The sequence below is a fragment of the uncultured Bacteroides sp. genome, assembly GCF_910585845.1.
Taxonomy (GTDB): Bacteria; Bacteroidota; Bacteroidia; order Bacteroidales; family Bacteroidaceae; genus Bacteroides.
This window is the reverse complement of the sequence record NZ_CAJUHF010000018.1, coordinates 12,026-23,785: the sequence shown is the minus strand read 5'-3', so window position 1 is coordinate 23,785 and position 11,760 is coordinate 12,026. Positions and strand designations below refer to the sequence as shown.

Annotated in this window: 11 protein-coding genes; all 11 read left to right on the top strand. The window is 41.4% G+C overall.

The annotated features are described in order from the left end of the window. The first annotated feature begins 64 nt into the window (after positions 1-64). The 11 genes from rpoC to rpsS all read left to right on the top strand — a co-directional run bounded on the left by rpoC (position 65) and on the right by rpsS (position 11,727). Positions 65-4,357, top strand: coding sequence for a DNA-directed RNA polymerase subunit beta' (gene rpoC / locus QZ323_RS07015; RefSeq protein ID WP_294633901.1), 4,293 nt, complete (start codon positions 65-67; stop codon positions 4,355-4,357). A gap of 136 nt (positions 4,358-4,493) precedes the next feature. Continuing rightward, the gene (locus QZ323_RS07010) at positions 4,494-4,802 is read left to right on the top strand and encodes a DUF3467 domain-containing protein (RefSeq protein ID WP_294633900.1); all 309 of its coding nucleotides are present in this window, start codon (positions 4,494-4,496) and stop codon (positions 4,800-4,802) included. 656 nt (positions 4,803-5,458) lie between these two features. Then, entirely contained in the window at positions 5,459-5,860 is a 402-nt protein-coding gene (gene rpsL, locus QZ323_RS07005; RefSeq protein WP_294633899.1) for a 30S ribosomal protein S12, read from the top strand. A 149-nt stretch (positions 5,861-6,009) separates the two neighbouring features. After that, entirely contained in the window at positions 6,010-6,486 is a 477-nt protein-coding gene (gene rpsG / locus QZ323_RS07000; protein ID WP_294633898.1) for a 30S ribosomal protein S7, read from the top strand. Between the two features lie 41 nt (positions 6,487-6,527). Continuing rightward, positions 6,528-8,645: an elongation factor G gene (gene fusA / locus QZ323_RS06995; protein WP_294633897.1), complete on the top strand. Its 2,118-nt coding sequence runs from the start codon at positions 6,528-6,530 to the stop codon at positions 8,643-8,645. Between the two features lie 81 nt (positions 8,646-8,726). Next, positions 8,727-9,032 (top strand): 30S ribosomal protein S10, encoded by a 306-nt coding sequence (gene rpsJ, locus QZ323_RS06990; RefSeq protein ID WP_002558075.1) that lies wholly within the window; start codon positions 8,727-8,729, stop codon positions 9,030-9,032. A gap of 21 nt (positions 9,033-9,053) precedes the next feature. Next, positions 9,054-9,671: a 50S ribosomal protein L3 gene (rplC, locus tag QZ323_RS06985; protein WP_294633896.1), complete on the top strand. Its 618-nt coding sequence runs from the start codon at positions 9,054-9,056 to the stop codon at positions 9,669-9,671. Next, on the top strand, positions 9,671-10,297 hold the full coding sequence (gene rplD, locus QZ323_RS06980) for a 50S ribosomal protein L4 (RefSeq protein WP_294633895.1): 627 nt from the start codon (positions 9,671-9,673) through the stop codon (positions 10,295-10,297). The genes rplC and rplD overlap by 1 nt, the downstream gene beginning before the upstream one ends. Positions 10,298-10,313: 16 nt before the next feature. Next, positions 10,314-10,607: a 50S ribosomal protein L23 gene (gene rplW, locus QZ323_RS06975; protein WP_294633894.1), complete on the top strand. Its 294-nt coding sequence runs from the start codon at positions 10,314-10,316 to the stop codon at positions 10,605-10,607. Positions 10,608-10,612: 5 nt separating this feature from the next. Further along, positions 10,613-11,437 (top strand): 50S ribosomal protein L2, encoded by an 825-nt coding sequence (gene rplB / locus QZ323_RS06970; RefSeq protein ID WP_294633893.1) that lies wholly within the window; start codon positions 10,613-10,615, stop codon positions 11,435-11,437. Between the two features lie 20 nt (positions 11,438-11,457). Further along, positions 11,458-11,727 carry a 30S ribosomal protein S19 gene (gene rpsS, locus QZ323_RS06965; protein ID WP_002558070.1) on the top strand — a complete coding sequence of 90 codons (270 nt, stop codon included), beginning with the start codon at positions 11,458-11,460 and terminating at the stop codon, positions 11,725-11,727. Positions 11,728-11,760 lie beyond the last annotated feature (33 nt).

The window sequence follows — 11,760 nt, the reverse complement described above, 5'->3', positions numbered from 1 at the left end:
GTTTACTCTCAACTATTGATGCTCAATATTCAATTGTCAATTTTTCAATTATATATAATAAAATATGGCTTTTAGAAAAGATAATAAAATAAAGAGTAATTTCTCGAAGATCTCTATTGGCTTAGCTTCTCCGGAAGAAATCCTTGAGAATTCGAGTGGTGAAGTATTAAAGCCTGAAACCATCAACTATCGTACGTATAAGCCTGAACGTGACGGTTTGTTCTGTGAACGCATTTTTGGTCCGATTAAGGACTATGAATGCCATTGCGGTAAGTATAAACGTATTCGTTATAAAGGTATTGTCTGCGACCGTTGTGGTGTAGAAGTGACCGAGAAGAAAGTGCGTCGTGAGCGTATGGGGCACATTCAGTTGGTTGTACCGGTAGCTCATATTTGGTATTTCCGTTCACTTCCCAATAAGATCGGTTATTTGTTAGGATTACCTACGAAGAAACTTGATTCTATTATTTATTACGAGCGTTATGTGGTGATTCAAGCCGGTGTGATGTCGGGTGAAATTGCCGATTATGATTTGCTTGCGGAAGAAGAATATCTGGATTTGATGGAAAAATTGCCGAAAGACAATCAATATCTAGAAGATTCAGATCCCAATAAGTTTATAGCCAAGATGGGAGCAGAAGCTATTTATGATCTGTTGTCTCGTCTTGATTTGGATGCATTGTCTTATGAATTGCGTCATCGTGCGGGAAATGATGCTTCTCAGCAACGTAAGAATGAGGCTTTGAAACGTCTGCAAGTTGTTGAGTCATTCCGTGCATCTCGTGGTCGAAACAAGCCGGAATGGATGATTGTACGTATTGTACCTGTCATTCCGCCAGAACTTCGTCCGCTAGTTCCATTGGATGGTGGCCGTTTTGCTACATCCGATTTGAACGATCTTTATCGTCGTGTAATCATCCGTAACAACCGTTTGAAGAGATTGATTGAAATCAAGGCTCCTGAAGTTATTTTGCGTAATGAAAAGCGTATGTTGCAGGAGGCGGTTGATTCATTATTCGATAATTCACGCAAGTCCAGCGCAGTGAAGACGGATGCCAATCGTCCTTTGAAGTCTCTTTCTGATAGTTTGAAGGGTAAACAAGGTCGTTTCCGTCAAAATTTGTTGGGTAAACGTGTGGACTACTCTGCGCGTTCGGTTATTGTTGTAGGTCCGGAGTTGAAAATGGGTGAGTGTGGTATTCCTAAATTGATGGCTGCCGAGCTGTACAAACCCTTCATTATCCGTAAATTGATCGAACGTGGTATTGTAAAGACTGTGAAGAGTGCTAAAAAGATAGTAGACCGTAAAGAGGCTGTTATCTGGGATATTTTGGAACATGTGATGAAAGGTCATCCGGTACTGTTGAACCGTGCACCGACATTGCACCGTTTGGGTATCCAGGCATTCCAACCCAAGATGATCGAAGGAAAAGCTATTCAGTTGCATCCATTGGCATGTACGGCTTTCAATGCTGACTTTGACGGTGACCAGATGGCTGTTCACTTGCCTTTGAGCAATGAAGCTATTTTGGAAGCTCAGATGTTGATGCTTCAATCTCACAATATTCTAAATCCGGCTAACGGTGCTCCTATTACGGTGCCTTCTCAGGATATGGTGCTTGGTTTGTACTATATTACTAAGTTGCGTAAGGGTGCCAAAGGTGAAGGACTGGTATTCTATGGACCGGAAGAAGCATTGATTGCATACAATGAGGGCAAGGTCGATATCCATGCTCCGATTAGTGTCATTGTGAAAGATGTGGATGAAAACGGAAATGTAGTCGATAAGATGATGCACGATACTTCTGTAGGTCGTGTGATTGTCAACGAAATTGTTCCTCCAGAGGCCGGATACATCAATACCATTATTTCTAAAAAGTCACTTCGCGATATTATCAGTGATGTTATTAAAGTTTGTGGTGTGGCAAAAGCTGCCGATTTCTTGGATGGTATTAAGAACTTAGGTTATCAGATGGCATTCAAGGGTGGTCTGTCATTTAACTTGGGTGATATTATCATTCCAGAAGAAAAAGAAAAGCTGGTACAGAAAGGTTATGATGAGGTTGAGCAGGTGATCAACAACTATAATATGGGTTTCATCACCAACAACGAACGTTATAATCAGGTAATTGATATTTGGACACATGTAAACTCTGAATTGTCTAACATATTGATGAAGACAATTTCAAGTGACGATCAAGGTTTCAACTCTGTATACATGATGTTGGATTCTGGTGCCCGTGGTTCTAAAGAACAGATCCGTCAGTTGTCTGGTATGCGTGGTTTGATGGCAAAACCACAGAAAGCAGGTGCTGAGGGTGGTCAGATTATTGAAAACCCGATTCTTTCGAACTTTAAAGAGGGACTTTCGGTATTGGAGTACTTTATCTCTACTCACGGTGCCCGTAAAGGTTTGGCCGATACTGCATTGAAGACTGCCGATGCAGGATACTTGACCCGTCGTTTGGTGGACGTTTCTCATGATGTGATTATTAATGAAGAGGATTGCGGCACACTTCGTGGATTGGTTTGTACAGACTTGAAAAATAATGATGAGGTTATTGCTACGCTGTATGAACGTATTCTCGGTCGCGTCTCTGTACATGATATTGTTCATCCTACTACTGGCGAATTATTAGTCGCCGGTGGAGAAGAGATTACAGAAGAAATCGCCAAGAAAATTCAGGATTCTCCGATAGAGAGTGTTGAGATACGTTCTGTACTGACGTGCGAATCGAAGAAAGGTGTTTGTGCGAAGTGTTATGGACGTAATCTTGCAACAAGCCAGATGGTTCAGAAGGGAGAAGCTGTAGGTGTGATTGCTGCACAGTCTATCGGTGAACCGGGTACACAGTTGACATTGCGTACATTCCACGCCGGTGGTACGGCTGCCAATATTGCGGCTAATGCAAGTATTGTTGCTAAGAATCCGGCTCGTTTGGAATTTGAGGAACTGCGTACTGTAGAAATCGTGGATGAAGCTGGCGAACCTGCAAAGGTTGTTGTAGGTCGTTTGGCCGAAGTCCGTTTCGTGGATGTAAATACTGGCATTGTTCTCTCTACTCATAATGTGCCTTACGGTTCTACACTCTATGCTGCTGACGGTGAAGTGGTAGAAAAAGGTAAGTTGATTGCACGTTGGGATCCGTTCAACGCTGTTATTATAACGGAAGCTACTGGTCGAATTGAGTTTGAAGGGGTTATCGAGAACGTCACTTATAAAGTAGAATCTGACGAATCTACAGGTTTGCGTGAAATCATCATTATTGAGTCTAAGGATAAGACTAAAGTTCCGATGGCTCATATTGTGACAGAAGATGGCGAACTTATTCGTACATATAATCTCCCTGTGGGTGGTCATGTGGTTGTAGAAGACAAGCAGAAGGTAAAAGGTGGTGAGGTTATTGTGAAGATACCTCGTGCTGTTGGTAAGGCAGGTGATATCACGGGTGGTCTTCCGCGTGTGACAGAGCTGTTTGAGGCACGTAATCCGTCTAATCCTGCTGTGGTTTCTGAAATCGATGGTGAGGTTACGATGGGTAAGGTAAAACGTGGTAATCGTGAAATCATCGTTACTTCAAAAACGGGTGAGGTTAAGAAGTATCTGGTACCTCTGTCAAAGCAGATATTGGTACAGGAGAACGACTATGTGCGTGCAGGTACTCCCTTGTCTGACGGTGCTATCACCCCGGCGGATATTCTTGCTATTAAAGGTCCTACGGCTGTACAGGAATATATCGTAAATGAGGTACAAGATGTATATCGTCTGCAGGGTGTGAAGATCAATGATAAGCATTTTGAGATCATTGTCCGTCAGATGATGCGTAAGGTAGAAATAGACGAACCGGGCGATACTCGCTTCTTGGAACAGCAAGTGGTAGACAAACTGGAATTCATGGAAGAAAATGATCGCATTTGGGGTAAAAAGGTAGTTGTAGACGCTGGTGATTCTCAGAACTTGCAACCGGGACAGATTGTTACTGCCCGTAAGTTGCGCGATGAAAACAGTATGTTGAAACGTCGTGACTTGAGACCGGTTGAAGTTCGTGATGCTGTACCTGCTACTTCTACTCAGATCCTTCAGGGTATTACTCGTGCTGCTTTGCAGACATCAAGCTTTATGTCAGCAGCTTCATTCCAGGAAACAACTAAGGTCTTGAATGAAGCCGCTATCAATGGTAAGGTTGATAAGCTGGAAGGCATGAAAGAAAATGTCATCTGTGGTCACTTGATTCCGGCTGGTACCGGACAGCGTGAATTCGAGAAGATTATTGTTGGTTCCAAAGAGGAATATGACCGTATTCTTGCAAATAAGAAGACTGTATTGGATTACAGCTCGGTAGAAGTTGAAGAATAATATGCAGTAATAACAATCAGTTGATTATTAAATAGGAAAGAGGAAACGTCTTTAATGAGATGTTTCCTCTTTCTTTTTTAGAAATAGAATATAATTCTTACCTTTGAGTGTTTTTAAGTATAATAGTAGAAGGAAAATGGAAAACAAGGAAATGAACAATCAGTTACAAATAGAACTGAAAGAAGATGTAGCGCAAGGAATTTATGCAAATTTGGCGGTTATCACACATTCCAGTTCAGAGTTTATTGTTGACTTTGTGCGCGTAATGCCAGGTATACCTAAAGCTGGTGTAAAATCGCGTATCGTGTTAGCACCGGAACATGCTAAGAGGTTACTACGTGCATTAGAAGAAAATATCGGCAAATACGAACGAACATTCGGACCAATCCGGTTGCTGGACGAACAGATAATTCCACCTATGACAGATTTGAAAGGGGAAGCATAATGAAAGATTCCCTTCTATAGGGTGGGAGATATTGTCTTTTCGGGAAGATTCCTTCCTTTTCGGGAGAAATATGTGCAGTATTCAGTGTTGAAGACTGCAATAGTAGAAAGATGGTCCAGCTGTTATTATCTCTGGTGAAACGTTATATTTATCAAGGGCTCATGGAGGAATATTCATATGTAGAAGACGTATTGGTGATGCGATTGCCAACACGTCTTTTTTATCCCATGAGCCGGATAAATTCGTCTCGTAAGCTGAAAATATTTATCTCGTGGGATGAACTTTTTCGTCTCACGGAACGAATTTATTCGTCTTATGGGATGAATTGAACCGCTGACCTCCCTTTCTATATTCAATGCGGTAGCTCTGTGTATTGAACGCATTATTCGTTGTTCTATGTCGTCAGATGGTAGATGGAATGACATAAATATACTACTTTTGTCAGTATGAATGATAATATCCTCTGCTGGAAATAGTTTTTTTTATGAATCCGAAAACCAAGACTAATCCTAATTCTTAAATGAAAAAGGCATGCTATAAAATCAAAAAAATCTCGTAGTGCATTGATTATTCAAATATTATTTGTATTTTTGCAGCCCAAAAGTGTATAGCTACGAAATTAATATAACAATAATATATAATTAAAAACAATTAAAATGCCTACAATTCAGCAATTAGTAAGAAAAGGACGCGAAGCGCTGGTGGAAAAAAGTAAATCACCGGCTCTTGATTCATGTCCTCAAAGACGTGGCGTTTGCGTGAGAGTGTATACAACCACTCCGAAAAAACCGAATTCTGCAATGCGTAAAGTTGCGCGTGTACGTTTGACCAATGGTAAGGAGGTGAACTCTTACATTCCGGGGGAAGGACACAACTTGCAGGAACACTCAATCGTATTGGTACGCGGCGGTCGTGTTAAGGACCTTCCGGGTGTGCGTTATCACATTGTTCGTGGTACATTGGATACGGCAGGCGTAGCAGGACGTACTCAAAGACGTTCTAAATATGGCGCTAAGCGCCCGAAGCCAGGACAAGCTGCACCGGCTAAGAAAAAATAAATAAAGTAGCTGTAGATTGTTAAATTAAAAGTAATAACTTACGTTTTAGTTTATTGGAAATGCTAAAGGTTGAGTAAATTCTCCAGAGGGGGAGTTGAAGACGCAAGAAGTAAACAACCAAGAACGAAAACATTATTCTTTCAAAACAAATGAGAAAAGCAAAACCCAAAAAACGCGTAATCCTTCCGGATCCCGTGTTTAATGATCAAAAGGTTTCAAAATTTGTGAACCACCTGATGTATGACGGTAAGAAGAATACCTCTTACGAAATCTTCTATGCCGCTTTGGAAATCGTAAAAACAAAACTTCCTAACGAGGAAAAAACTGCTCTTGAAATTTGGAAAAAGGCGTTGGATAATGTAACGCCGCAAGTTGAGGTAAAATCTCGTCGTGTAGGTGGCGCAACATTCCAAGTTCCGACTGAAATCCGTCCGGATCGTAAGGAATCTGTTTCAATGAAGAATCTGATCATTTTCGCTCGTAAGCGTGGTGGTAAGTCAATGGCTGATAAATTGGCTGCTGAGATCATGGACGCATATAATGAACAGGGCGGTGCTTTCAAGCGTAAAGAAGATATGCACAGAATGGCAGAAGCTAACCGTGCATTTGCTCATTTTAGATTCTAATGCTGTAAATAGATTAAGAACTTAAAGTAAAAGAAATTAAAATGGCAAAACAAGATTTACATTTGACGCGTAATATCGGTATCATGGCTCACATTGATGCCGGAAAGACGACAACTTCCGAACGTATTCTGTTTTATACAGGTTTGACTCATAAAATTGGAGAAGTGCATGATGGTGCTGCTACAATGGACTGGATGGAACAGGAGCAGGAACGTGGTATCACTATTACTTCTGCTGCTACTACTACACGTTGGAAATATGCAGGCAAAACTTATAAAATCAACTTGATTGATACTCCGGGACACGTTGACTTTACTGCTGAGGTAGAACGTTCGTTGCGTGTGTTGGATGGTGCAGTCGCTGCATATTGTGCGGTAGGTGGTGTGGAACCTCAGTCAGAAACTGTATGGCGTCAGGCTGATAAATATAACGTACCCCGTATTGCTTATGTGAACAAGATGGACCGTTCGGGTGCAGACTTCTTTGAAGTTGTTCGCCAAATGAAAGACGTGCTGGGTGCTAATCCGTGTCCGGTTGTAATCCCTATCGGTGCTGAAGAATCTTTCAAGGGTTTGGTTGACCTGGTTAAGATGAAAGCCATCTATTGGCACGATGAGACAATGGGTGCTGACTACACTGTAGAGGAAATCCCCGCAAACTTGGCAGATGAAGCTGCTGAATGGAGAGACAAGATGCTTGAAAAAGTTGCAGAATTTGATGATGCATTAATGGAGAAATATTTTGATGATCCTTCCACTATCACAGAGGAAGAAATTCTGAGAGCTCTCCGCAATGCTACCGTACAAATGGCTGTTGTTCCCATGTTGTGTGGCTCATCATTCAAGAATAAAGGTGTTCAGACATTGTTGGATTATGTTTGTGCATTTTTACCTTCTCCGTTGGATACGGAAAATGTAGTTGGTACAAATCCTGAAACAGGTGCTGAGGAAGATCGTAAACCTAGTGAAGATGACAAGACGTCTGCTTTGGCATTTAAGATTGCTACTGACCCTTATGTAGGTCGTTTGACTTTCTTCCGTGTTTATTCAGGAAAGATCGAAGCAGGTTCTTATATATATAACTCTCGTTCTGGTAAGAAAGAACGCGTGTCTCGTTTGTTCCAGATGCATTCAAACAAGCAGAATCCGGTAGAAGTTATCAGTGCTGGAGATATAGGCGCAGGCGTTGGTTTTAAAGATATCCATACTGGTGATACCTTGTGTGATGAAACAGCTCCGATCGTATTGGAGTCTATGGACTTCCCTGAACCGGTAATTGGTATTGCCGTAGAACCGAAGACTCAGAAAGATATGGATAAGTTGTCTAACGGTTTGGCTAAGTTGGCTGAAGAAGACCCGACATTTACGGTTAAGACCGACGAACAGACAGGTCAGACTGTAATTTCTGGTATGGGTGAGCTTCACTTGGATATCATTATCGATCGTTTGAAACGTGAATTCAAGGTAGAGTGTAACCAAGGTAAACCTCAGGTTAACTATAAAGAAGCCATTACAAAGACTGTCAACTTGCGTGAAGTGTATAAGAAGCAGTCTGGTGGTCGTGGTAAATTCGCTGATATCATCGTGAATATCGGTCCGGTAGACGAAGACTTTAAGGAAGGCGGATTGCAGTTCATCGACGAAGTTAAGGGTGGTAACATTCCTAAGGAATTTATTCCTTCTGTACAGAAAGGTTTTGTTACAGCGATGAAAAACGGTGTGCTGGCAGGCTATCCGCTTGATTCTCTGAAAGTGACTTTGATTGATGGTTCTTTCCATCCGGTAGACTCAGACCAGTTGTCATTCGAAATTTGTGCTATCCAGGCATATAAGAATGCGTGTGCTAAGGCCGGTCCCGTACTTATGGAACCTATCATGAAGCTGGAAGTTGTAACTCCGGAAGAAAACATGGGTGATGTAATTGGTGACTTAAACAAACGCCGTGGTCAGGTAGAAGGTATGGAGTCTAGCCGCTCAGGTGCTCGTATTGTGAAAGCTATGGTTCCGCTGGCAGAGATGTTCGGTTACGTAACAGCTTTGCGTACCATTACTTCTGGACGTGCGACCTCTTCAATGACTTACTCTCATCACGCTCAAGTTTCCAATTCAATTGCCAAAGCTGTGTTGGAAGAAGTGAAGGGACGTGTAGATCTGATTTAAACATTATAAAACCGTAGGCTAGCGAATGACTCTTAGCCTACGGAATTTATCTTATTATAACTTAATGATTTAGTAAAACTAATGAGTCAAAAAATTAGAATTAAATTGAAATCTTACGACCACAACTTGGTTGACAAATCAGCTGAGAAGATTGTAAGAACGGTGAAGGCAACGGGTGCCATCGTTAGCGGCCCGATTCCTCTCCCTACGCACAAGCGTATCTTTACCGTGAATCGCTCGACTTTCGTTAACAAGAAGTCTCGCGAACAGTTTGAACTCTCTTCTTATAAGAGATTGATCGACATCTATAGCTCAACAGCTAAGACTGTAGATGCTCTGATGAAGTTGGAGTTGCCGAGTGGTGTGGAAGTAGAAATCAAAGTGTAGTTATTTAAAATTTTAAGTGAAATGCCAGGATTATTAGGAAAAAAAATCGGAATGACATCCGTTTTCAGTGCCGAGGGCAAAAATGTGCCATGCACTGTTATCGAAGCAGGTCCTTGTGTTGTTACTCAGATTAAGACTGTAGAGAAAGATGGTTATGCAGCAGTGCAGTTGGGCTTCCAAGACAAGAAAGAGAAGCATACAACGAAACCGTTGATGGGCCACTTTAAAAAAGCAGGAGTAACTCCCAAGAAACACTTGGCTGAGTTCAAGGAGTTTGAAACAGAGTTGAATCTGGGTGATACCGTTACAGTAGAATTGTTCAATGACGTAGCTTTTGTTGATGTTATTGGTACTTCTAAGGGTAAAGGTTTCCAAGGTGTAGTTAAAAGACATGGTTTTGGAGGTGTAGGCCAGACTACTCACGGTCAGCACAACCGTGCTCGTAAACCGGGTTCTATCGGTGCATGTTCATACCCTGCAAAAGTGTTTAAGGGAATGCGCATGGGCGGTCAACTTGGTGGAGACAGAGTGACAATTCAAAACTTACAGGTATTAAAGGTTCTTCCGGATCACAACCTCCTTTTGATTAAAGGTTCTGTTCCCGGTTGCAAAGGTTCAATCGTAATAATTGAGAAATAATGGAAGTTAACGTATATAACATTAAAGGTGAAGACACTGGGAGAAAGATTACGTTAAACGAGTCTATCTTCGGAATTGAGCCCAACGACCACGCTATCTATTTGGACGTAAAGCAATTTATGGCTAATCAGCGTCAGGGTACACATAAGTCAAAAGAGAGAAGCGAGATAAGTGGTTCAACTCGTAAAATCGGACGCCAAAAAGGTGGTGGTGGTGCACGTCGTGGTGACATGAACTCACCGGTACTTGTTGGTGGTGGTCGCGTTTTTGGTCCTAAGCCGAGAGACTATTACTTCAAGTTGAACAAGAAAGTAAAAGCATTGGCGCGTAAGTCAGCATTGGCATATAAGGCACAGAACAATGCAATTATCATTGTAGAAGACTTCACTTTTGAAGCTCCGAAAACAAAGGAATTTGTAGCAATGATAAATAATCTTAAAGTTTCTGACAAAAAGCTGCTTATGGTTTTACCGGAAGCAAATAAAAACGTATATTTGTCAGCTCGTAACGTGGAAAGTGCAAACGTACAGACTATCTCAGGATTAAATACTTACAGAGTATTGGATGCTGGGGTTGTTGTGTTTACAGAAAATGCTCTTTCGGCTATTGACAATATCTTAATGTAAAAAGGAGGCTTAAATAATGGGAATTATTATTAAACCGTTAGTAACAGAGAAAATGACAGCAATTACGGATAAGACAAACAATCGTTTTGGCTTTATCGTGCGTCCTGAAGCTAACAAATTGGAAATTAAGAGAGAGGTTGAAGCCCTGTATAACGTTGCGGTAATTGATGTAAATACGGTTAAGTATGCCGGTAAGAATAAGAGCCGTTATACAAAAGCTGGTATCATCAATGGACGTACAAATGCTTATAAGAAAGCAATTGTTACGTTGAAAGAAGGAGATACTATTGATTTTTATAGCAATATTTAAAAGAAATGGCAGTACGTAAATTTAAGCCCACAACACCGGGGCAGAGACATAAAATTATTGGTACCTATGAAGAAATTACTGCGCGGGTACCAGAAAAATCTCTTGTTTTTGGCAAGAAGTCTTCAGGTGGTCGTAATAACGAAGGTAAGATGACTATGCGCTACATCGGTGGCGGTCACAAGAAGATTATCAGAATTGTAGATTTCAAGAGAAATAAGGACGGTGTGCCTGCAGTGGTTAAAACAATAGAATACGATCCGAATCGTTCGGCTCGTATCGCTTTGTTGTTTTATGCAGATGGAGAAAAAAGATATATTATTGCTCCCAATGGATTGCAAGTAGGTGCGACTTTGATGTCAGGTGAAACGGCAGCTCCAGAGATTGGAAATGCGCTTCCTCTTCAGAATATCCCGGTTGGTACTGTGATTCATAATATTGAATTACGTCCGGGACAAGGCGCTGCATTGGTTCGCTCAGCAGGTAACTTCGCTCAGTTGACTTCAAGAGAAGGGAAATATTGTGTAATCAAATTGCCTTCAGGTGAAGTAAGACAAATACTTAGCACTTGTAAAGCTACTATCGGTAGTGTAGGTAACTCTGATCATGGATTGGAAAGTTCTGGTAAGGCTGGACGTTCTCGTTGGCTTGGACGTCGTCCGCATAACCGTGGTGTTGTTATGAACCCGGTTGATCACCCGATGGGTGGTGGTGAAGGACGCGCTTCAGGAGGACACCCAAGATCTCGTAAGGGATTGTATGCTAAGGGACTTAAGACTAGAGCTCCGAAGAAACAATCGTCTAAGTATATTATTGAGAGAAGAAAGAAGTAATCTGATTAATTGAGTAAACTATGAGTCGTTCATTAAAAAAAGGTCCGTATATTAACGTTAAGCTTGAGAAGAAGGTTCTTGCCATGAATGAATCAGGCAAGAAAGTTGTTGTTAAGACTTGGGCCAGAGCTTCAATGATTTCGCCTGATTTTGTAGGGCATACAGTTGCAGTTCATAACGGAAATAAATTTATTCCTGTATACGTTACCGAAAATATGGTAGGTCACAAGTTGGGTGAATTTGCTCCAACTCGTACTTTCAGAGGCCATGCTGGTAATAAGAAGAAATAACAGGATATTTGTTTGAAATAATAAAGTATAATA

What these genes read in the sequence shown, in the direction of transcription:
- QZ323_RS07010 (WP_294633900.1), top strand. Translation starts at nt 4,494, where the DNA reads ATGGAAAACAAGGAAATGAACAATCAGTTACAAATAGAACTGAAAGAA.
- rpoC (WP_294633901.1), top strand. Translation starts at nt 65, where the DNA reads ATGGCTTTTAGAAAAGATAATAAAATAAAGAGTAATTTCTCGAAGATC.
- rpsG (WP_294633898.1), top strand. Translation starts at nt 6,010, where the DNA reads ATGAGAAAAGCAAAACCCAAAAAACGCGTAATCCTTCCGGATCCCGTG.
- rplD (WP_294633895.1), top strand. Translation starts at nt 9,671, where the DNA reads ATGGAAGTTAACGTATATAACATTAAAGGTGAAGACACTGGGAGAAAG.
- rpsS (WP_002558070.1), top strand. Translation starts at nt 11,458, where the DNA reads ATGAGTCGTTCATTAAAAAAAGGTCCGTATATTAACGTTAAGCTTGAG.
- rpsL (WP_294633899.1), top strand. Translation starts at nt 5,459, where the DNA reads ATGCCTACAATTCAGCAATTAGTAAGAAAAGGACGCGAAGCGCTGGTG.
- rplW (WP_294633894.1), top strand. Translation starts at nt 10,314, where the DNA reads ATGGGAATTATTATTAAACCGTTAGTAACAGAGAAAATGACAGCAATT.
- fusA (WP_294633897.1), top strand. Translation starts at nt 6,528, where the DNA reads ATGGCAAAACAAGATTTACATTTGACGCGTAATATCGGTATCATGGCT.
- rpsJ (WP_002558075.1), top strand. Translation starts at nt 8,727, where the DNA reads ATGAGTCAAAAAATTAGAATTAAATTGAAATCTTACGACCACAACTTG.
- rplC (WP_294633896.1), top strand. Translation starts at nt 9,054, where the DNA reads ATGCCAGGATTATTAGGAAAAAAAATCGGAATGACATCCGTTTTCAGT.
- rplB (WP_294633893.1), top strand. Translation starts at nt 10,613, where the DNA reads ATGGCAGTACGTAAATTTAAGCCCACAACACCGGGGCAGAGACATAAA.